Genomic DNA, 22,110 nt, shown 5'->3' on the forward strand with positions numbered 1-22,110 from the left:
AGGAGTCCCAATGCGTAACTTTACTTCTAAGCAAGATTTCTGTTCATGGTTGAATGAGTTCGAGTCACCAATCCTCATCCCAGAGTGGGCGCTACACCAAAATATTGTATCGGTTGATCCGCGTGGATCATTTGTTATCACCTTACCTTTTGCCGCTAATCAGCTTGCGGTTGAATTGGAACAGTGGATTCACTCTCAGATTGAACAACAGCTTGTTAGCGCTTTTCAGTTTGAAGTGAAGGTGAAGCCGTCTGCGTTAGAAACCACGGTTGCGACACCATTGAAGGGGGTGAAGAACATCATCGCCGTGACATCTGCAAAGGGTGGGGTGGGTAAATCGACCACTTCAGTCAACCTTGCTTTGGCTTTATCTAAGTCTGGTTCAAAAGTGGGTTTGTTGGATGCGGATATCTATGGTCCTTCTGTACCTATGATGCTTGGCCAATTAGATGCGAAACCAGAAGTCCAGAATAACAAGTGGATGATGCCAATCGAAGCGCACGGTATTTTCACTCACTCTATCGGTTATCTTGTGTCGAAAGATGACGCTGCGATTTGGCGCGGTCCAATGGCGGCCAAGGCTTTAGGTCAGCTTGTTAACGAAACCGTATGGCCAGAGTTGGATTATCTAGTTATTGATATGCCACCGGGCACGGGCGATATTCAGCTGACGTTATCGCAACAGATCCCAGTGACCGGGGCTGTAGTGGTGACCACTCCTCAAGATTTGGCGCTAGCGGATGCACGTAAAGGCGTAGCGATGTTTGATAAGGTGAGTGTGCCAGTCGCAGGCTTAGTTGAAAACATGAGCTATCATATTTGTAGTCACTGTGGTGAGAAAGAGCATATCTTTGGTGTTGGTGGTGCCGAAGCTATGTCAGAAGAGTTTTACCTCGATATTTTGGCACAGATCCCTCTTCATATTGATGTGCGAGAAGATATCGATGCAGGTTGCCCGACGGTGATTCGTCGTCCAGATAGTGAACATACACGTCACTACTTAGAGCTTGCAGAGAATGTGGCTGCGAAGATGTTCTGGACCGGCAAGGCGAGACCAGAAGCGATTAACTTCTCTATGGTTGAATAACGAATCTATGGTTGAATAGCGCAAGTTAATCACAAAGTCGTTTAAATATAGTTTGGATTAGATAAACAGCGGTGGATTTAAGTCAATATCCATTGGGCTTGTGCAAATAGTTGTAGGCAAGTTATTTGAAAGCAAACGATTGCATTCATTAAATGCATTGATATCATCAATTTGACTGCAATTAGCTAAAATGGCGACTAGAATCTATGTGCTTTAGCCCCTATAATCAGGCGGTTTATCTCTTCCCACCACCAAACCATATCGGGTGCAAAATTAATGTCTGATAATAATCAATGTGTCATCGTAGGTATCGCTGGCGCTTCAGCTTCAGGAAAAAGTCTGATTGCTAGTACAATTTATAATGAATTGCGCGAAAAAGTAGGCGACCATCAAATTGGTGTTATCACGGAAGATTGCTATTACAGCGACCAAAGCCACTTGAGTATGGAAGAGCGTGTTAAAACTAACTACGATCACCCAAATGCACTAGATCATGATCTTTTATGTGAACATCTACAGCAGCTAATGAGTGGCAACGCCGTAGAAGTTCCTGAATACAGCTACACAGAGCACACACGTACTTCTGAAACGACTACACTTACTCCAAAGAAAGTGATCATTTTAGAGGGTATTCTGCTTCTAACAGACCCGCGTCTTCGTAAACTAATGCACGCAAGTGTGTTTATGGATACACCATTAGACATCTGTCTATTACGCCGTGTTAAGCGTGATGTAGAAGAGCGTGGTCGTACAATGGACACTGTACTTAAGCAATACCAAGAAACAGTACGTCCAATGTTCATGCAGTTTATCGAGCCTTCAAAACAACATGCAGACATCATCGTTCCTCGTGGTGGTAAAAACCGTATTGCGATTGATGTGCTAAAAGCGCACATTGCGAAGTTGTTGAAGTCTTAATCGAATAAAATTTTGCCTAAGTGACTCACTTAGCTTTATTTTTTACCGAATCAGTGGCACTTTTATAGTGCCACTTTCTTTTGGAATCTAAGCAAGGAATATGCGGATGAAGAAACTACTCATTTTCATAGCTGTACCAGTGTTTGTTGTCGTTGCAGCAATTCTGGCACTAGTGCTGTTAGTGAATCCCAACCAATTTAAGCCATTAATTGTCGAGCAAGCCCAAAAACACACAGGCCTAGAGCTAGTGATCGAGGGTGATATCAGCTGGCAATTCTTCCCATCCATTGGCTTTGAACTTGGTCAAACTGAATTACGCAACCCTGAAGGTTTTACGCAACCTAACCTATTTAAGGTTGATACCGTTGGCGTTGACGTTTCGGTTACTCCGCTATTTAGCAACCAACTAGAGATCGGCAACATTACTCTAGATGGTGCAGAATTCTATTTAGAAACGCTTAAAGATGGTCGCAAGAACATTGATGCACTAACGCAAGCGTCAGCGCCTCAAGAATCTGAGCCTGCAGCAGGCACAAGTTCTGAATCAGCGCCTGCCCCTCAAGAGCAAACTACCACAGACGCATCGGGTTGGACGATCAACCTTGCAGGCGTAACTGTATCAAACGCATTGTTTGAAATGGACGACAAGCAAGCGGGTTCATTCACTAAGCTATACGATGTGTCTTTGAATCTTTCTGAGTTTGCCGTTGATACATGGACAACCGCGACATTTGCGGCTTCTGGTGAGAACAATCAACAGAAGTTCTCTGCACAAGGCAGTGCAGAATTCAAATTAGCTGAAGGCTTTGCAAGTTACGCACTTCGTAATATCGACTTAAACGCTAAGTTCAATGATCCAGCGACGTCGATTGAGTCAGCAAAAATTGGCTTGAATACGTTTGAGTTCGATAAGGTAAACCAACTGACTTACGCTGTAATCGGTAATGCAGCTGGCCTTGACCTTGATCTTAAAGGTGGCGGTGAACTTACTGTTGATAGCGCGATTTCAAAAGTAACGCTGAACAAGTTAACGTTAGACTCAACATTCAAAGGCGACACGCTTCCTCAGTCTCCAATGAAAGTCGACATGCTGTCTGACTTAAGCTTCGATCTTAACAAGAGCCACCTGAGCTTTGTGTTAGAGAAGCTACAAGCTAACGCTATTGCATTAGACGGTAAAGCAGACGTAATCCTATCTGAAATACCAAAGGTTCGTTTCTCTCTTCATAGCCCGAATATTGATTTAGATGAATTCTTAGGCTTAGGCAATACAACAGAAACAGCGAGCACAGCGCCTTCTGGTTCTGCTGGTGGTTCAACGTCAAGTTCTGGTAGTTCAGATCCAGCTAAAGAAGTGGAACCTGATCTGTCGGCTCTGAAAACGTTAGACGTGAAAGGTGACATCACGATTGATAAGTTCAAGGCGAACAACGCGAAGATGCAGAATGTTAAAACCGCATTTTCGGTTAACCGTGGTATCGCAGAGCTAACCTCATTCACCTCGAATCTTTACCAAGGTTCTATTTCTGCTACTGCAAAGTTAGACGCTCGTAAAACACCAGCGACTTACACGGCTAAGAAGAAAATCAAAGGCGTGAAAGTACAACCGTTACTGGTTGATGTTGCAGATAACGATATGCTGGAAGGTACCGGTAATATTGATGTCAACGTGAAAGGTAAGAGTCTAACTCCGACGGGTATCAAGAAAAACCTAGTCGGTACTATCGCGATTAACTTTGAAGATGGTGCAGTTAACGGCATCAACGTAGCTCAACTGATTCGAGAAAACTACGCTAAGATCAAGGGCGAGAAAGTTGAAAGCACAAATGAAGCTCAAAAAACGGACTTCAGTGCAATGAAAGCGACGCTGAAAGTGGATAAAGGTTGGGTTTCAACTAACGACTTATCAGCACAGTCGCCACTGTTACGTGTGACAGGTCAAGGTAAAGCAAACTTCATCAATGAAACGGTCGACTTCCTTGTGCGTACATCAATTGTGGGTTCACTTGAAGGTCAGGGCGGTAAGAGCATCGACGACCTGAAAGATGTGACTATCCCAATTAAGGTAACAGGTCAGTGGGCAGCCCCGAAATTTGCACTTGTTTTTGATGATGTATTGAAACAGAAAGCACAGAAAGAAATTGATCGTGGTTTAGAAAAGTTAGACGAAAAGTACGGTGACAAGATCAAAGATGAGAAAACAAGAGACGCAGTAAACGGTCTACTAAAAGGTTTGTTTAACTAGTCTTCATCTCATTTAAAAATGAACAAAGCGCCACTCCTGTTGTAGGAATGGCGCTTTTTATTTTTGGCTCGATAATACTCAAGAGAGATTCCCTATGACACTCGTCCCTCGCTCTAGGGAATGACGATAGGCCGTCGTCCTTTGTTCAAGAGCGTAACGGCCTAGTGGTCGTCATCCTCGAGAGGGAAGAATGACCGAGTCGGGGATCTCTGGTTGAAGGTGATTACCAGTCAACGCCTTGTAGCGCTTTAACACCAGATTCAAAAGCGTGTTTCACATTGCGAACTTCAGATACTGTATCTGCTATCTCAGTAAGAGTACGGTGCGCGCCACGACCTGTAATGATGACAGACTGCATCTTCGGGCGGTTATTCAACGCCTCAACCACTTCATCGAGTTCGATGTAACCGTAGCTAACCATGTAAGTCAGTTCATCAAACAGAATCACATCGATCGACTCATCAGCCAGCATGCGTTGGCACTCTTTCCATACACGCTGCGCAGCTTCAATATCTTGCGCTTTGTTCTGAGTTTCCCAAGTAAAGCCTGTGCCCATGACTTGGAACTCGACATCAAGCTTTTGCAGAACGTTTTTTTCGCCGTTATCCCAGGTACCTTTAACAAACTGAGCAACGGCGCATTTCTTACCATGACCAACGGCACGTGTAATCGTACCAAAACCGGATGTTGATTTACCTTTACCGTTACCCGTGATGACCAGCAATAGGCCTTTTACTTCTTGTGCTGCAGCGACACGTGCATCGACTTGTTCTTTTACTTTCTGTTGTCTTGCTTTGTGGCGTTGTTCTTTGTTGTCTTCAGTCGACATAACAAATCCTTTTAAGTTGTGATTGCGTCTATCATAGCCTAACTTAACGATAGCAAAAACCATCGGAAGAACAGGTGATTAGGGATGAAAAAGATACTCGTAGTTTGTATGGGGAATATTTGCCGCTCGCCAACAGGTGAAGCGGTGCTAAGGAAGAAAGCGCAACAGCTGGATATTGATGTTGTGGTCGACTCTGCGGGGACGATTGGTTTTCATCAAGGCAACCCGCCAGACTCGCGATCCAAATCTGCAGGAGAGAAGCGAGGCTACAGCTTTAAGGGGATTACTTCTCGTAAAGTGGTAGATAATGACTTCGAAGAATTTGACCTGATACTCGCGGCCGATAGGGCGAATTTAGACGACTTAATGAGCCAATGTCCAGTTCACCTCCAATACAAGCTCGCATTATTTTTGAGTTTTGGAGAGTCACAATATCAAGAGATCCCCGATCCGTATTATGGTGAGGGAAATGGTTTTGAATTGGTGTTGGATTTAATCGAAGAGTCTAGCGAAGCGATACTGCGTTCGATGTAGTGTAGGAACAATGTACGTCGTTTTGTTATCAGCGTAAGGGCTGACCGATAGGTATAAAAAAGGCCGACATTGAATGTCGGCCTCTCTAAATCTAACTTAAAGCTACAGCTAAGATTACTTAGACATTACTTTGTAGATTGGGTCTTCTGCAACGTTCGCTTCAACTAAGCTACCTGCTTTGTGCAGCATAGCAACACAGTCTTGGCTTAGGTGGCGAAGGTGAAGTGTTTTACCTAGCGCCGCGTAACGGTCAGCAATCGTGTCGATCGCTTCAATTGCAGAGTGGTCAGTCACGCGTGAGTTTGCGAAATCAACGATTACATCTTGTGGATCGTTGTATGCGTCAAACAACTCTAGGAAGTTAGCCGTTGAACCAAAGAAGATTGGGCCGTTAACTTTGTACTCTTTTGAGCCTTCAGCGTTTACTGATGTATCTGCGTAGATGTGTTTAGCATGTTGCCAAGCAAACATTAGCGCAGAAGCGACAACACCAACACCTACTGCCACAGCAAGATCAGTCAGTACTGTTACTACGGTAACAAGAACGATAACGAAGAAGTCTTGTTTAGGAACGCGACGCGCAAGCTTGAAGGTTGCCCATTCAAATGTGCCGATAACAACCATGAACATTACGCCCACAAGTGCTGCTAGAGGAATCATTTCAATCAGTGCAGAACCGAACAGGATGAACATCAGTAGTGCAACTGCGGCGACGATACCTGAAAGACGACCACGACCACCTGAGTTTACGTTGATCATCGATTGACCGATCATCGCACAACCACCCATCGCACCGAATACAGAACACGTTACGTTAGCCATACCTTGACCAACACATTCACGGTTAGATTGACCACGAGTGTTTGTCATTTCATCTAGTACTGTCAGTGTCAGCAGAGATTCAATCAGGCCGATAGCCGCAAGGATAATTGCGTAAGGCAGGATGATCTGTAGTGTATCTAAAGAAAACGGAACAGCAGGAATTGAGAATGTTGGAAGAGAGCCCGCTAGCGTAGCAGCTTCGTCACCAGACATTGTACGTAGGAAGTCGACAACAGTGCGAGTTTCAAGGTCAAGACCCACAACCAAAGCCGTTACTGTAACAATAGCAACTAATGAAGATGGTACTGCTGTTGTTAGCTTAGGTAGGAAGTGGATGATAGCCATTGTAAGGGCTACTAGACCTAGCATTAGTGTCATTTGACCGCTTGGTAACCAAGTCAACGCACCTGTTACGTCTGGCGCTTTAAATTGACCAAGTTGAGCTAGGAAGATAACAATGGCCAAACCGTTCACGAAACCAATCATTACTGGGTGTGGAACGATACGGATAAATTTACCTAGTTTAAATACACCTGCTGCAATTTGCAGAAGGCCAGCCAGCATAACGGCTGCGAATAGGTATTGAACACCATGGGTTGCCACTAGGCTCACCATTACAACGGCCATTGCGCCGGTTGCGCCAGAAATCATACCTGGACGGCCGCCAAAGACAGAAGTGATTAAACCTACGATGAATGCTGCATAAAGACCAACCATTGGGTCAACGCCAGCAACAAAGGCGAATGCTACAGCTTCAGGTACCAGAGCCAGGGCTACTGTAAGACCTGAAAGCACGTCATTCTTTACAGAGTGCTTTGAAAATTGTGGGAATTCGAACATGTTTGCTCAGCTATGCTTAAGATGGATTTACCGACACGGGTGTATTGCGTAGCCAAACAGTGATGGAAAAGAGCGGCAATAGCGAAGTGTCGAAAAGATAAGTGCGCGAATGCTACCCAAAAATGTGATTAAGTTCAAGGTTGAACCTAACTTTGAGTAATATATCTGTTAATTTTTATTCGATTAGTAGATATGAAAAAGGCTGCTTTAATAAGCAGCCTTTGATTCTATTTACTCGCGATTACCTATCAGTAATCACTAGTAGTTTGGCTTAGTCATCGCCGCGCCAGCTTTGTTCGACGCTGCCTGACTGCCTGCACCTTTCGATACAAAACGTTCAGTGCGGAACGGAGCTGCAATCACTTCAATCTCTTTGATCTCTTGAGGACCAGGAGCTTTAGTCATTGGTGAACCGGCTTGCTTCTTAGCAACAGCTGCCTTTGGTGCCGCTTTAGGAGCTTCTGCTTTAGCAACAGGTGCTTCTTCAACTTTTGCACTTTCAGCTTTAGGCGCTTCAGCTTCAACAACTGGTGTTGCTTCTGCTTGCACAGCTTCTGCTACAACAGGCGCTTCAACTTTCGTCGCTTCTGCAACCACTGGTGCTTCTTCAACGACTGCAGGAGCTTCAACTACAGCAGGAGTCTCAGCTACTTGAGCTTCAACAGCAGCATCTTCACGACGGATGATAACTTTACCCATTGCAAGCTCTGGACATGCGAAGCCGCCAGTCATTGCTACGTTGCTTTGTGGTGCCGTCTCTAGAGCAACATTCTGCTCTTGAACAGATGTTTGAGCTTCAGCTGCTACTTGAACTTCAGCCACTTCAGGCTTTGCCTGCTTGTGGTGAGGTTTTGGAATGAAGCGAGGCATCACTTTACCCATAGCCATCTCTGGAGAAGCTACACCACCTTTACGTAGGCGGAATGGGTTAGGGCGACGATCACGACCGCGACGACGACGTTGACCACTTGCACGTAGGTGACGTGGAGAACGACGGTTACGACGTTGTTTCGGCTCTTCCTGTTCAGTTTGCTCTGCATTCGCTTGAGTTGCTTCTACTTGTTCCGCAACTTTTTGCTCTTGAGCTACTGACTGTTCTTTTGAAACAGATAGTTCTTTAGCAGCAACCTGCTCTTTTGAAGCGTTATCTTCAGCTTGAGCTTGTTGGTCTTTAACACGAACTTGCTTGTTCAGTTTACGACGCTGACGACGCTCTTTAATCTTAGCTGCTTTCGCTTCAGGTTTAGCCTTAGGCGCTTCCGGTTTACCAGCTTGTGCTTCTGCTGCTAGCTGTAGACCTTCTTCTGCTAATTTAGATGGTGCTTGCTCTTCGCGTTGCTTCTGCTCATCACGTGGCTTGTTGCGACGGTCTTGCTTAGGCTTGCGAGGCTGACGAGTTTGCTGTGGAGCTGCTTCTTTTTGCTCTTCAGGCTTCTCATCACGAGCTGGCTTACGGCGGCGTTTGTTGTCACGGTTTTCGTTACGATTGTCACCACGTTCACCACGGTCGTTACGCTGTTCGCCACGCTCACCACGTTGGTTACGACGACGGTTATCGTTACGATCACGGCGTTGACGGTTGCCGTTGTTACGATTGTTTTTAGGTTTTTCTTCTTCTTTCTTCTCTTCTTCTTTTTTCTCTTCTTGAGTTGAAGAGCCAAATAAGAAGCTACCGATAGCTTTGAAGAAACGACCAATTAGGCCTGGTTCTTGAGTCGCTGCTGGTTCAGCTTTCTTCTCTTCTACAGCTTTAGGTGCTGGAGCAGGAGTTGGTGCTGATTGAGCAGGAGCTGCGAAGCCTTTCAGAGCAGGTTCTTCGATCTTCTTAGGACGAATAGTCTGTTCAGCAGGCTCTTTGCTTTCCGCTTCTTTTAGAGCTTCTAGCTTGTTAGGCAGCAAGTAAGATAGTAGATCGAACTCTTCACCTTCACGAACACGGATAACCTCAAAATGCGGCGTTTCCATGTCTGAGTTAGGAACAACAGTGATCTTAACTTCTTGGTTCTTCTCGATGTGGTTTACTGAGCGACGTTTTTCGTTCAGAAGGTAAGAAGCGATTGGAACAGGCACAACAGCAAGTACTTGTGCTGTGTTGTCTTTTAGAGCTTCTTCTTCAATCAAACGTAGAACAGAAAGTGCTAGAGATTCGTTATCACGAACAACACCAGTACCTGTACAACGAGGACAAATGTGGTGGCTTGCTTCTGCTAGTGATGGGCTCAAACGTTGACGAGACATCTCTAGAAGACCAAAGCGAGAAATACGACCAATCTGAACACGTGCGCGATCTAAACGAACGGCATCACGTAGACGGCTTTCTACTTCGCGTTGGTGGCGAACCGGGGTCATATCGATAAAGTCGATTACAACAAGACCACCTAGGTCACGTAGACGTAATTGACGTGCAATTTCATCGGCAGCTTCTAGGTTAGTGTTAAGTGCTGTTTCTTCAATATCGCCGCCCTTTGTTGCACGAGCAGAGTTGATATCGATAGAAGTCAGTGCTTCTGTTGGGTCGATTACGATAGAACCACCAGATGGAAGACGAACTTCACGTTGGAAAGCAGATTCGATCTGGCTTTCAATCTGGTAATGGCTGAATAGTGGCACTTCACCATCGTATTTCTTAACGCGATTCATGAAATCTGGGCGTATTAATTGAATGTGCGCTTGTGCACGTTCAAAAATAGTATTGCTGTCGATTAGAATCTCGCCGATATCACGACGTAGGTAGTCACGAATTGCGCGAACAATAACGTTACTCTCTTGGTGAATTAGGAAAGGAGCTGCATTTGAATCAGAAGCTTGCTTGATAGCGCCCCAATGGTTCAATAGAACATTCAGGTCCCACTCTAGCTCTTCTGCGCTTTTGCCAACACCCGCTGTACGCACGATTAAGCCCATACCTTGAGGAAGCTCAAGAGTGCTTAATGCTGCTTTCAGTTGAGTGCGTTCATCACCTTCGATACGACGAGAAATACCGCCAGCACGAGGGTTATTAGGCATAAGAACTAAGTAACTACCAGCCAAAGAGATGAAAGTTGTCAGTGCAGCACCTTTGCTACCACGTTCTTCTTTCTCTACTTGTACGATTACTTCTTGGCCTTCTTTTAGCACTTCTTTAATGCTAGGACGGCCTTGGTATGTATAACCTTCAGGGAAGTATTCGCGGGCAATTTCTTTAAGAGGGAGGAAACCGTGACGTTCTGCGCCGTAATCAACGAATGCCGCTTCTAGGCTTGGTTCAATACGGGTAATACGTCCTTTGTAGATATTCGCTTTCTTTGACTCGTGACCTGGACTTTCGATATCTAGATCGAACAGTCGTTGGCCATCAACCAAAGCGACACGCAACTCTTCTTTTTGAGTTGCGTTAATTAACATTCTTTTCATTTAGAAATTCTCATTGTCTTTTCTTATTTTCATCATTGTTCTTATCGCTTTATTTCGTTTCTCATGGTGCCAGATCCCATGGCTTTATCGGTGCAGCCTCCCGGCTGGAGAGGGATGCTCTGGGGCACGTCAGTCATCATAGGGAGTTAGCCTATGATCCGCGATGTGGCGGTGAATACTCAACATGAGTGTACGTGAGTAGAGCGATAAGGAACTCAGTTGACCGTGTCTTACGCCGATTGCAGCACTGTCTAATCTGAGTTATCTACTCATTTACTTGCTTATGAATGGTTAACTGTTTAAATAATAGTCAAACCACTGATAGCAGCTGTGAACTATAGCAGCGGTCGGTAAACACAGCAATCTGCTTTGTCGGAATGCTGTAAAAAAAACAGTTTTTGTTTGGGTTTTGATAGCTCTAACTCACTGTCTATAAATAATTTATCAATTGATATTTTAATTTGCAGGAATCTTGATGCTTTTTTGTTCGAAGAATCAAAGAAATATAGAACTTCAATGACCATTTTGGGATAGATCGGTAAGGATTAGGGATAAATAAGTTCGGAATAGGGCTAAGAAAATATCAATTATCAAAAGTGACAGTGATACAATAGCGCAATGAGCGAAATTAGAACCCAAGTCCAATTCGTCGACATTGACGAAGATATGGCTGGTCAGCGTATTGATAACTTCTTACGCAACCAATTAAAAAACATCCCGAAAAGCATGATTTACCGAATCGTGCGTAAAGGCGAAGTCCGCGTAAATAAAAAACGCATCAAGGCTGAGTACAAACTAAAAGCTGGCGATTTAGTTCGTATCCCTCCGGTTACTATTGAAGAGAAAACAGAAGAGAACGTGCCGAGCACGAAACTCAACAAGGTTTCAGAATTAGAACAGTGCATCATTTATGAAGATGATCACATGCTAATTCTTAACAAACCGTCTGGCACTGCTGTTCATGGTGGTAGCGGATTAAAGTTTGGCGCGATTGAAGCATTACGTGCTCTTCGCCCTGATGCTCGTTTTCTTGAATTAGTGCACCGTATCGATAGAGATACGTCTGGCATTTTGCTTGTTGCTAAGAAGCGCTCGGCGCTAAGACACCTTCAAGCACAGTTCCGTGAAAAAACGGTTCAAAAATACTACTTCGCTTTAGTTATGGGCGAATGGAAGAACAGCTGCAAAGTCGTCAACGCACCTTTGTTGAAAAATGAAGTGAACAGCATTGTTCGAGTTAACCCGAATGGTAAAGCTTCTGAAACCCGTTTTAAGGTTTTAGAAAAATTCCAAGAGGCGACGTTGATTCAAGCAAGCCCAATTACAGGCCGAACACACCAAATTCGTGTTCACGCTCAGTATACTGGTCACCCAATTGCTTGGGATGATCGCTACGGTGATCGTCGTTTTGACGCTTACACGGGTAAGGTTGGTCTTGATCGTCTGTTCCTACATGCAGCAAACATCAAGTTCACACACCCAGGTAGTGAAGAGAAGATGGATATCTCGGCGCCAATGGAAAGAAGGCTAGAGAAAGCCCTAACTGGTTTACGTAAGCTTTAAGAAGATACGAGATACGAGATACGAGATACGAAGGTATAGAGTGCCTCTAAATTTGTTCTTCAGTATCCATAAATGAGAAAGGTTGACGAATATCGTCAACCTTTTTTGTTTTCATCTGTTGTAGAAGATCCCCAAGTCGCTCGTTCCTCGCCCTTGAGGATGACGACTTTTTAAAATCACGCTCTATATCATTAGTTGGTTAGATAAAATTGCGTGTTCCGCCATTCCCTAGACTGACGAAGGAAGGAGTAGGGAATCTCTAACAAAGAGAGCGTATCCGTTATAGTACACCCATTCCTTGCGCTTCTAACATATCGACTAGATCGATCAGCGGTAAGCCGATCAAAGTATTTGGATCTTTACCTTCCATCTGTTTAAACAACGCGATGCCTAACCCTTCACACATAAAACTGCCTGCGCAGTAATAAGGCTGCTCTTTTTCAACATAACTAATGATCTGTTGCTTAGTTAAATCGCGGAAATGCACTACAAAGGTGTCGAGACGTGTGTCAGCTTCATTGGTCTCGTTGTTCCAAACCGAAAGCCCAGTATAAAAAGTAATGCTCTTGCCGCTTTGACGAGATAACTGCTCGATCGCTTTTTCTCGAGTGTGAGGCTTACCAATGATCTCTCCATCAATTACGCAAACCTGATCAGAACCAATGACTAAGCTAGGTTGCTCCACAACACAAGACTTAGCTTTGGTCTCAGCAAGGCGCATCACCAACTGTTGTGGTGTCTCTTCTGGAAGCGGCGTTTCATCGCAGTCTGGCTTGGCTGTAATGAAGCTTAACTGTAGTTTTTTGAGGATCTCTTGCCTAAATGGTGATGTAGAGGCTAAAACTAGTTGGTAATTTCTCATTTTAATTTACAATTCAAGGAAGCATTTATCTCAGGATAACGTAACTTGTCCTGCTATTCATAATGCTCTGAATAGGAAAGGCAGGAAAGTACATTTTTTTTGCCATTTCCTTTGACTAAACACGATTTGGAAGATAAGATTCGCGCCCTATGCAAAAGGAAAAAATACCGCGTACAGTTGATCCGGCAAGAACGGCTCAAAAACGACTCGATATGGATGGTATCATTCAGGTCAGTCTTTTGAAGCGTTTAACTGAAGCAACTGAAGGCGTAAAACGTGACGCGCAAGTCTCAATGTCATTTGGGCTTGATGAACAACGATTAGTCGTTATCTCTGGTAAAGCTAACGTCGAAGTCGATTTAGAGTGTCAACGTTGTAATGAGGTTTTCGCACATGAGTGCGATGTCCAATTTACTTATACTCCTGTTTACAGTGAGAAAAGTGAAGAGGAAGCACCGGAAGAGTACGATTTGGTAGATCTGAACGAGTACGGTGAGTTAGACCTGATTCAATTAGTTGAAGACGAGTTCATCCTTGGATTGCCACAAATAGCAATGCACGACGATGCGAAATGTAGCGTTAACTCAAATAACTTGGTGTTTGGTGAACTTCCTGAAGAAATTGAGGAAGACAAAAAGCCGAATCCATTTGATGTTTTAAAAAGCTTAAAGAAGTAATTGCTTCTTTAAGAATTTACATAGGAGTAGGGTCAATGGCCGTACAAAAGAGCAAGAAATCACGTTCAATGCGTGGCATGCGTCGTTCACACGATGCGCTAACTACAGCTGCACTTTCTGTAGACGCAACTTCAGGTGAAACTCACCTACGTCACAACGTGACTGCCGAAGGTTTCTACCGCGGCAAAAAGGTTATCAACAAGTAAGGTTGACCTTTGCAAAATCTAACCGTTGCGCTTGATGCAATGGGCGGGGACTTCGGTCCTCGTGTAACAGTGCCTGCCGCCGTGCAGGCACTGTCGTATTTCCCAGAGCTAAAAGTCATTCTAATAGGTGATCGAAACGCGATCACATCTCAATTATCTTCATTAGGTCGAATGCCTGATTCTCGTTTGAGTATCCAGCATTGTGATCGAGTCATTTCCAATTCTGAAAAACCTTCACTAGCCTTACGTAATAGTCAGGGTAGCTCTATGCGTGCCGCTATCGATCTGGTTGCCGAATCACAGGCTGATGCTTGTGTGAGTGGTGGTAACACTGGCGCACTGATGGCTTTATCCCGTTTCAGACTCAAGCTTCTTCCCGGTATTGATAGGCCTGCATTGGTTTCAGCTTTGCCTACTGCATCCGGAAATCGCACATGGATGCTTGATTTAGGGGCGAACGTTTCTAGTGACGCAGATTCACTGTTTCAGTTTGCTGTCATGGGCAGTGCATTAGCAGAACAACATTTAGGTCGCGCACCACGTGTCGCTATCTTGAATATCGGTGCAGAAGAAATTAAAGGCAATGACCTTGTAAAACGATGCGCTGAAATGTTGTCTAATACTCAGTCTGTGAACTTCATAGGCTATATTGAAGGTAATCAATTACTTCAAGATGCTGCTGATGTCGTCGTATGTGATGGTTTTGTGGGCAATGTCTGCTTAAAAACGTGCGAAGGTACGGCTCAGCTCTTTATTGATAAGCTAAAAACGCGCATGATGGCTTCAACAATAAAGGGTTGGATAGCCAGAATGCTGTTTTCTGAGCTATTTACTGAATTAAAAACCTTGAACCCCGACCAGTATAACGGCGCAAGTTTGTTAGGATTGCGCGGCATTGTCATTAAAAGTCATGGAAGTGCTGATGTGTCTGCAGTCGTCAACGCGATTGGTGAAGCAGTACACGAGGTCAAACGACAAGTCCCCAGCCGCATTAGCGATCGTTTGGAAGCGGTTTTACTCGAGAGGCATTATTAGTCTTCATGTATAGCAAAATTTTAGGTACTGGCAGCTACTTGCCATCTCAGGTGCGTACTAACGCAGACTTAGAGAAAATGGTAGAGACTAGCGATGAGTGGATCGTTGCTAGAACGGGTATTAAAGAGCGTCGTATTTCAGCGGAAAACGAAACCGTTGCTGATATGGCGTTTTACGCTGCTGAAAATGCCATTGAAATGGCAGGTATCGACAAAGAAGAGATTGATTTAATCATCGTTGCGACAACCAGCAGTAGCCACACATTCCCGTCTTCGGCATGTCAGGTACAAGGCAAGCTTGGTATCAAAGGCTGCCCTGCGTTTGATTTGGCTGCAGCGTGTTCTGGTTTTGTCTACGCACTGTCTGTTGCTGATCAACACATCAAGACTGGCATGTGTAAGAACGTTTTGGTAATTGGTGCTGATGCACTGTCAAAAACCTGTGATCCGACTGACCGCTCTACTATCATCCTATTTGGTGATGCAGCAGGCGCGGTGGTTGTAGGCGCAAGCGAAGAGCCAGGTATTTTGTCTACTCATATTTACTCTGATGGTAAATACGGTGAGCTTCTAAGCCTAGAAGTACCAGAGCGCGGCGGTGATGCAGACAAATGGCTGCACATGGCGGGCAACGAAGTATTTAAAGTGGCGGTAACTCAGCTTTCTAAGCTAGTTAAAGACACCTTAGCGGCGAACAATATGGATAAGTCAGAGCTTGATTGGTTAGTTCCACACCAAGCGAACTACCGTATTATCTCGGCAACCGCTAAAAAGCTGACGATGTCGCTTGATCAAGTAGTGATTACTCTTGATAAGCACGGCAACACGTCAGCAGCTACCGTACCAACGGCCCTAGATGAGGCTGTTCGCGACGGGCGAATTAAACGTGGTCAAACGCTTCTACTTGAAGCATTTGGCGGCGGCTTCACTTGGGGTTCTGCGTTAGTTAAATTCTAACCCCAAGCGATAATCAACAAACAAGGCACATAACTTATGTGCCTTATTCAATTTTTTGCTTTGCTTAAAGGAAAATTACAATGAGCAAATTTGCTATCGTATTCCCAGGCCAAGGCTCTCAAGCTATCGGTATGCTTGCTGACCTAGGCGAACAGTATGATGTTGTTAAAAAGACATTTGCTGAAGCTTCAGAAGCACTTGGTTACGATCTATGGGCATTGGTTCAAGATGGTCCTGTAGAAAATCTAAATGAAACTTTTCGCACTCAACCGGCTCTATTAACAGCGTCTGTTGCAATTTGGCGTGTATGGCAAGAGCTTGGCCTAGAGCAACCTGTAAATCTAGCAGGTCACAGCCTAGGTGAATATTCTGCACTTGTATGTGCCGGCGTTATCGACTTTAAAGAAGCGATCAAGCTGGTTGAACTACGTGGTCAACTGATGCAAGAAGCGGTTCCTGCAGGTGTTGGTGCAATGTACGCAATCATCGGTCTAGACGATGAAGCGATTGCTAAAGCGTGTGAAGAAGCTGCGCAAGACGAAGTTGTGTCTCCAGTTAACTTTAACTCTCCTGGCCAAGTTGTTATCGCGGGTAACAAAGCGGCAGTAGAGCGTGCTGGTGCACTTTGTAAAGAAGCGGGCGCTAAGCGTGCACTTCCGCTACCTGTTTCTGTGCCGTCTCACTGTGCACTGATGAAGCCAGCAGCAGATAAGCTAGCAGTGGCTCTAGAAGCTCTAGAGTTCAACACGCCAGCATTGCCTGTTATCAATAACGTTGATGTTATTGCTGAAACAGACCCTGCAAAAATTAAAGACGCACTTGTTCGTCAGCTATACAGCCCAGTTCGTTGGACTGAAGGTGTACAAGCGATGAATGAGCAAGGCGTTGAGAAGCTACTTGAATTAGGCCCTGGTAAAGTTCTTACTGGTCTAACAAAACGAATCGTAAAAACTATGACAGCTGCTGCAGTTAATGATACTGCATCACTAGAAGCTGCTAAGTAAATAACCACTTAATAGAGAAGTTATGATGAATTTAGAAGGCAAAGTTGCACTAGTTACAGGCGCAAGCCGTGGCATCGGTCGTGCAATCGCTGAACTTTTAGTTGAGCGTGGTGCTAAAGTTATCGGTACTGCGACATCTGAAGGCGGCGCAGCTGCAATCAGCGAGTACCTTGGTGAGAACGGTAAAGGTCTTGCTCTTAATGTAACGGATACTGACTCAATTGCTGCTACACTGAAAACCATCAACGATGAATTCGGTGCGATTGACATTCTAGTTAACAACGCAGGTATCACTCGTGATAACCTACTGATGCGTATGAAAGACGACGAATGGAATGACATCATCGATACTAACCTAACTCCTATCTTCCGCATGTCTAAAGCTGTATTGCGTGGCATGATGAAGAAGCGTCAAGGTCGTATAGTAAACGTTGGTTCTGTAGTAGGTACAATGGGTAACGCTGGTCAAGCTAACTACGCAGCTGCAAAAGCAGGCGTAATTGGTTTTACTAAATCAATGGCTCGTGAAGTTGCGTCTCGTGGCGTTACAGTGAACACTGTAGCTCCTGGTTTCATCGAAACTGACATGACTAAAGCGCTAAATGATGACCAACGTGCAGCAACTTTGGCGAATGTACCAGCAGGTCGACTAGGTGACCCTCGCGAAATCGCTGAAGCTGTGGTATTTTTGGCGTCACCTGCGGCAGCTTATATCACAGGTGAAACACTTCACGTCAATGGCGGTATGTACATGGTGTAAATTATGTGCAACATTTGTGCATGATTTAAGTCAAGATCATACGTAATTTCGGTTAAAATCGTGAAAATTGTGGTTTGACCAGAAAAGTTGACCTTGCAACTTTCAATAGATTGAATAAACTACGGAAAACATCGCATAAAGCGAACTCTGTAAAGGAAAAGAAAAAATGAGCAACCTCGAAGAACGCGTAAAGAAAATCATTGTTGAACAGCTAGGTGTAGACGAAGCTGAAGTTAAAAACGAAGCTTCTTTCGTTGATGACCTAGGTGCAGATTCTCTAGACACAGTAGAGCTAGTAATGGCTCTAGAAGAAGAATTCGACACTGAAATCCCAGATGAAGAAGCTGAGAAAATTACTACTGTTCAAGCAGCTATCGATTACGTAACTAGCGCTCAGTAATAATCTCTCCCAGGCGGTCACCTCGACCGCCTGTGTTTTATCTAACTCATCTATCCTCATCTTAAATCACCTCAATCCCCGGAGTGTAAAATCGTGTCCAAGCGTCGTGTAGTTGTCACTGGCATGGGTATGTTGTCACCGGTAGGCAACACTGTAGAATCTTCTTGGAAAGCCCTGCTAGCTGGTCAAAGTGGTATCGTTAATATCGATCATTTTGATGCAACCAATTTCTCAACTCGTTTTGCAGGTCTAGTTAAAGACTTTAACTGCGAAGAGTATATGACTAAAAAAGATGCTCGTAAGATGGACTTGTTCATCCAGTACGGCGTCGCAGCAGGTATTCAAGCTTTAGATGATTCAGCCCTAACTATTACTGAAGAAAACGCTCCACGTGTGGGTGTTGCTATCGGTTCTGGTATTGGTGGTCTTGGTTTGATCGAAGCCGGTCACCAAGCTCTAACTGAAAAAGGCCCTCGTAAGATCAGCCCGTTCTTCGTACCGTCGACGATCGTGAATATGATTGCTGGTCACATGTCTATCATGCGTGGCCTACGCGGTCCAAACATCGCGATTTCTACTGCATGTACGACTGGCCTACATAACATTGGTCACGCGGCTCGTATGATTGCATACGGCGATGCAGACGCAATGCTAGCGGGTGGTGCTGAAAAAGCATCAACTCCACTAGGTATGGGCGGTTTTGGTGCGGCTAAAGCACTTTCTACTCGTAACGATGAGCCTCAAAAAGCTTCTCGTCCATGGGACAAAGGCCGTGATGGCTTCGTTCTTGGCGACGGTGCAGGCATGATGGTTCTTGAAGAGTACGAACATGCGAAAGCTCGTGGCGCTAAGATTTACTGTGAGCTAGTTGGCTTCGGTATGTCGGGTGACGCTTACCACATGACATCTCCAAGTGAAGATGGCTCAGGTGGCGCACTAGCAATGGAAGCGGCTATGCGTGATGCTGGCATTACTGGTGAACAAATCGGTTATGTAAACGCACACGGTACTTCGACTCCTGCAGGTGACGTAGCGGAAGTTAAGGGCATCAAGCGTGCTCTTGGCGAAGCAGGCAGCAAGCAAGTATTGGTTTCTTCTACGAAATCAATGACAGGCCACCTTCTAGGTGCTGCTGGTTCTGCTGAAGCTATCATCACGGCTATGTCTCTGGTTGACCAAATTGTTCCACCAACAATCAACCTAGATGATCCTGAAGAAGGCTTAGATATTGACTTAGTACCTCACACTGCGCGTGAAGTTAGCAACATGGAATATGCTGCATGTAACTCATTCGGTTTCGGTGGTACAAACGGCTGTTTGATCTTCAAAAAGATTTAATCATCTTATTAAAGACGTAAACACTCGTAGATAGTCACAATTAGACTTGTTTTTAAACGGCTTGATGCTTTAGCATTGAGCCGTTTCTTTTTATGGGGAAAAACATGTTTTGGGTTGATGGAGAAAGCCAGCAAACTATCGATATTTTGGATCGCTCGTTTCAGTACGGAGACGGCTGTTTTACGACAATGCTCGTGAGTGATGGTGAGATACAACATCTTCACGATCATCAGCACCGTGTCGACGAGTGCCTTAAAGCACTACGCATTTCTGCTCTTGATTGGGATGTTGTTAGTCTTTGGCTCGATACTGCGCTTCAACACATCCAACATAACGCTCTTCATGGCACAAAGAGCCTTGATGGTTCAAAGAAGCTCCATAACGCCAACAAGCCTCATAATCAAAAAGCAGGGATCAAGCTGCACGTTAGTCGTGGAGCGGGTGGGCGTGGCTACAGTACCAAGAATATCGCCAAGCCGACAATCACCATCAGTACCTTTGATTACCCAAGCCATTATTCAGCGTGGCAAGACTCCGGTGTTGAACTCGGTATCTGCCATCAAGCGCTAGGTTTGAGCCCACTACTGGCTGGCCATAAGCACAATAATCGCCTTGAGCAGATTTTGATGAAAGATGAAATGGATCAAGCTAATGAAGTGGATGGTGTGGTTCTTGATATATCGGGCAATGTGATTGAAACCACCATGGCCAATCTGTTCTGGCGCAAAGGTCAGTCGATATACACACCTCAACTCACTCAAAGTGGTGTCGCGGGGGTTATGCGTAAGCAAGTGTTAACCGCGCTGAATCAGGCTGAACTTTCCGTTACAATTAGTGACTACTGCTTATCTCAACTCATGCAAGCTGATGAGGTTTTCATGACAAACTCCATTTTAGGGGTTGCCCCAGTTACCCGTATTAGTGATACCCAATTTAACATTGGAACCGTTACTCGTAGCCTTCAAGGACAACTAAACTCGTGATCAAAAAGTTATTTATTTTTATTATCTTGTGCTTAATTGCAGCCGGTGCTGCTGGTTTTTATGTTTACAACCAAGCGCAAGATAACCTGAAACAAGTTATTCAATTAGAAAAACCACAAGTCGTGACTGTTGCTTCAGGTAGCAGCTTTAACCGCGTTCTAGCCCAGTTGATTAACGAGGGGCTGTTTGAGGCTTCTCCTTACGAGAAATTAATCCGTAAGTTACATCCTGAGCTTGTAGACGTAAAAGCGGGTACTTTCCTGCTTGAACCGGGTTTAACCTTAGAGCAAGCGCTACAGGTGCTTGTAGAAGGGAAAGAACACCAGTTTACTATTACCTTTGTTGAAGGCAGTCGTTTTGACGAATGGCTTGTTCAGCTAAAAGACAACGAATTCATTCAACAGACATTGGATGGCGTTTCTGAAAAAGAGATCGCTGAAAAGTTGGGTATTGAAAACGAAAAGCTAGAAGGTCTCTTCTTAGCAGAAACGTATCACTACACCTACGGCACCACTGATTTAGATTTGTTGAAGCGCGCGCATCGAGACCTAATGAGCGTGGTGAATGAAGAGTGGGAAAATCGAGCGGATAAGCTGCCTCTTAAATCGCCATACGAAGCGTTAATTCTTGCATCTATCATTGAGAAAGAGACCGCTGTTGCGTCAGAACGTGAGCGTGTTTCTTCTGTGTTTGTTAACCGTCTAAACAAGCGTATGCGTTTGCAAACTGACCCAACGGTTATCTATGGCATGGGTGACAGCTACGATGGCAACATCCGTAAGAAAAACTTACGCACGCCAACGCCTTACAACACCTATACAATGAGTGGCTTGCCACCGACACCTATCGCTATGGCAGGCAAAGCGTCTATCAACGCGGCGTTGAATCCAGAGAAGAGCAACTACTTGTATTTCGTTGCGAGTGGAACAGGTGGGCACGTATTTTCAAAGAGTTTGACTGAGCATAACCGTGCAGTGCGAGCTTACTTAAAGCAATTAAGAAAAAACAGATAAAGAAATAATTATGAATCAGTCGAAATTTATCGTGGTTGAAGGCCTTGAAGGCGCTGGCAAAAGCACAGCAATCAATGCCATCGTTGAGACATTAAAAGCATCGGGTGTTGAAGATATTGTTAATACTCGCGAGCCGGGTGGTACTGTCTTAGCTGAAAAGATGCGTTCATTGGTTAAAGAAGAGCACGAAGGCGAGAAGCTTCAAGACATGACTGAATTGCTGTTGATGTATGCAGCACGTGTTCAATTAGTCGAGAACGTCATCAAGCCGGCACTCGCCAATGGTCAATGGGTATTGGGTGATCGTCATGATATGTCTTCACAGGCATACCAAGGTGGTGGTCGCCAGATCGCGCGCACGACTATGGAATCACTGAAAGCAACCACGCTAGGCGGCTTTAAACCCGATCTAACGCTATATTTGGACCTAGACCCTAGAGTAGGGCTAGAGCGTGCCAGAGGCCGTGGTGAGCTTGATAGAATTGAAAAGATGGACATCTCATTTTTCGACCGCACGCGTGAGCGCTATCTAGAAATTGCAGAACAAGATGATTCTGTACTTGTGATTAACGCGCAGCAAGAAATTGAGCAAGTAGCCGCTGATATTAAAGTCGCGCTAACTGCTTGGCTCGACAAACAGTAGGT

20 protein-coding genes are annotated in these 22,110 nt (G+C 44.8%); 16 read left to right on the forward strand and 4 right to left on the reverse strand.

What is annotated here, in order from left to right; genetic code table 11:
• Positions 1-10: 10 nt before the first annotated feature.
• The 3 genes from apbC to ACED46_RS00075 all read left to right on the forward strand — a co-directional run bounded on the left by apbC (position 11) and on the right by ACED46_RS00075 (position 4,250).
• Positions 11-1,087 carry an iron-sulfur cluster carrier protein ApbC gene (apbC, locus tag ACED46_RS00065; protein ID WP_017063474.1) on the forward strand — a complete coding sequence of 359 codons (1,077 nt, stop codon included), beginning with the start codon at positions 11-13 and terminating at the stop codon, positions 1,085-1,087.
• A gap of 276 nt (positions 1,088-1,363) precedes the next feature.
• The gene (gene udk, locus ACED46_RS00070) at positions 1,364-2,005 is read left to right on the forward strand and encodes a uridine kinase (RefSeq protein WP_004734002.1); all 642 of its coding nucleotides are present in this window, start codon (positions 1,364-1,366) and stop codon (positions 2,003-2,005) included.
• Between the two features lie 106 nt (positions 2,006-2,111).
• Entirely contained in the window at positions 2,112-4,250 is a 2,139-nt protein-coding gene (locus tag ACED46_RS00075; RefSeq protein ID WP_102427874.1) for an AsmA family protein, read from the forward strand.
• A gap of 223 nt (positions 4,251-4,473) precedes the next feature.
• Here the strand turns inward: ACED46_RS00075 and cobO are convergent, their stop codons facing one another.
• On the reverse strand, positions 4,474-5,079 hold the full coding sequence (gene cobO, locus ACED46_RS00080; protein ID WP_017062158.1) for a cob(I)yrinic acid a,c-diamide adenosyltransferase: 606 nt from the start codon (positions 5,077-5,079) through the stop codon (positions 4,474-4,476).
• An 84-nt stretch (positions 5,080-5,163) separates the two neighbouring features.
• Between cobO and ACED46_RS00085 the strand changes: the two genes are divergently transcribed.
• On the forward strand, positions 5,164-5,613 hold the full coding sequence (locus ACED46_RS00085) for a low molecular weight protein-tyrosine-phosphatase (RefSeq protein WP_017067202.1): 450 nt from the start codon (positions 5,164-5,166) through the stop codon (positions 5,611-5,613).
• Positions 5,614-5,727: 114 nt separating this feature from the next.
• On the opposite strand, the gene ACED46_RS00090 is transcribed toward ACED46_RS00085, so the two are convergent.
• Both ACED46_RS00090 and rne read right to left on the reverse strand, forming a co-directional pair.
• Positions 5,728-7,275 (reverse strand): SulP family inorganic anion transporter, encoded by a 1,548-nt coding sequence (locus tag ACED46_RS00090; RefSeq protein WP_017062156.1) that lies wholly within the window; start codon positions 7,273-7,275, stop codon positions 5,728-5,730.
• A 258-nt stretch (positions 7,276-7,533) separates the two neighbouring features.
• On the reverse strand, positions 7,534-10,668 hold the full coding sequence (rne, locus tag ACED46_RS00095; protein ID WP_371720692.1) for a ribonuclease E: 3,135 nt from the start codon (positions 10,666-10,668) through the stop codon (positions 7,534-7,536).
• Positions 10,669-11,286: 618 nt separating this feature from the next.
• Between rne and rluC the strand changes: the two genes are divergently transcribed.
• Positions 11,287-12,231 (forward strand): 23S rRNA pseudouridine(955/2504/2580) synthase RluC, encoded by a 945-nt coding sequence (gene rluC, locus ACED46_RS00100; RefSeq protein ID WP_017054981.1) that lies wholly within the window; start codon positions 11,287-11,289, stop codon positions 12,229-12,231.
• A gap of 280 nt (positions 12,232-12,511) precedes the next feature.
• Here rluC and ACED46_RS00105 read toward each other — a convergent pair whose 3' ends face one another.
• Positions 12,512-13,093 (reverse strand): nucleoside triphosphate pyrophosphatase, encoded by a 582-nt coding sequence (locus tag ACED46_RS00105; RefSeq protein WP_017067204.1) that lies wholly within the window; start codon positions 13,091-13,093, stop codon positions 12,512-12,514.
• Positions 13,094-13,242: 149 nt separating this feature from the next.
• On the opposite strand from ACED46_RS00105, the gene yceD reads away from it, so the two are divergent.
• The 11 genes from yceD (at position 13,243) to tmk (ending at position 22,108) form a co-directional block, all read left to right on the forward strand.
• Entirely contained in the window at positions 13,243-13,770 is a 528-nt protein-coding gene (gene yceD, locus ACED46_RS00110; RefSeq protein WP_017062153.1) for a 23S rRNA accumulation protein YceD, read from the forward strand.
• Between the two features lie 35 nt (positions 13,771-13,805).
• Positions 13,806-13,976: a 50S ribosomal protein L32 gene (gene rpmF / locus ACED46_RS00115; protein WP_004737376.1), complete on the forward strand. Its 171-nt coding sequence runs from the start codon at positions 13,806-13,808 to the stop codon at positions 13,974-13,976.
• 9 nt (positions 13,977-13,985) lie between these two features.
• Positions 13,986-15,011: a phosphate acyltransferase PlsX gene (gene plsX / locus ACED46_RS00120; protein WP_017062152.1), complete on the forward strand. Its 1,026-nt coding sequence runs from the start codon at positions 13,986-13,988 to the stop codon at positions 15,009-15,011.
• A 5-nt stretch (positions 15,012-15,016) separates the two neighbouring features.
• Positions 15,017-15,967 (forward strand): beta-ketoacyl-ACP synthase III, encoded by a 951-nt coding sequence (locus ACED46_RS00125; RefSeq protein WP_017054985.1) that lies wholly within the window; start codon positions 15,017-15,019, stop codon positions 15,965-15,967.
• 80 nt (positions 15,968-16,047) lie between these two features.
• Positions 16,048-16,971, forward strand: coding sequence for an ACP S-malonyltransferase (gene fabD / locus ACED46_RS00130; RefSeq protein ID WP_017063479.1), 924 nt, complete (start codon positions 16,048-16,050; stop codon positions 16,969-16,971).
• Between the two features lie 25 nt (positions 16,972-16,996).
• Positions 16,997-17,731 carry a 3-oxoacyl-ACP reductase FabG gene (gene fabG, locus ACED46_RS00135; RefSeq protein WP_029235138.1) on the forward strand — a complete coding sequence of 245 codons (735 nt, stop codon included), beginning with the start codon at positions 16,997-16,999 and terminating at the stop codon, positions 17,729-17,731.
• A gap of 166 nt (positions 17,732-17,897) precedes the next feature.
• Positions 17,898-18,131, forward strand: a complete 234-nt coding sequence (gene acpP / locus ACED46_RS00140; protein WP_004737381.1) for an acyl carrier protein — start codon at positions 17,898-17,900, stop codon at positions 18,129-18,131.
• Positions 18,132-18,224: 93 nt separating this feature from the next.
• Positions 18,225-19,469 carry a beta-ketoacyl-ACP synthase II gene (gene fabF, locus ACED46_RS00145; protein WP_010437291.1) on the forward strand — a complete coding sequence of 415 codons (1,245 nt, stop codon included), beginning with the start codon at positions 18,225-18,227 and terminating at the stop codon, positions 19,467-19,469.
• A 104-nt stretch (positions 19,470-19,573) separates the two neighbouring features.
• Complete coding sequence (gene pabC, locus ACED46_RS00150) at positions 19,574-20,452, forward strand: aminodeoxychorismate lyase (RefSeq protein ID WP_065583975.1); 879 nt, start codon at positions 19,574-19,576, stop codon at positions 20,450-20,452.
• Entirely contained in the window at positions 20,449-21,465 is a 1,017-nt protein-coding gene (gene mltG / locus ACED46_RS00155) for an endolytic transglycosylase MltG (RefSeq protein WP_371720693.1), read from the forward strand. The genes pabC and mltG overlap by 4 nt, the downstream gene beginning before the upstream one ends.
• A 10-nt stretch (positions 21,466-21,475) precedes the next feature.
• On the forward strand, positions 21,476-22,108 hold the full coding sequence (gene tmk / locus ACED46_RS00160) for a dTMP kinase (RefSeq protein WP_017062148.1): 633 nt from the start codon (positions 21,476-21,478) through the stop codon (positions 22,106-22,108).
• The last annotated feature ends 2 nt before the right edge of the window (positions 22,109-22,110 follow it).

Source organism: Vibrio sp. 1S139 (assembly GCF_041439475.1).
In the GTDB taxonomy this organism is placed as follows: domain Bacteria; phylum Pseudomonadota; class Gammaproteobacteria; order Enterobacterales; family Vibrionaceae; genus Vibrio; species Vibrio crassostreae_C.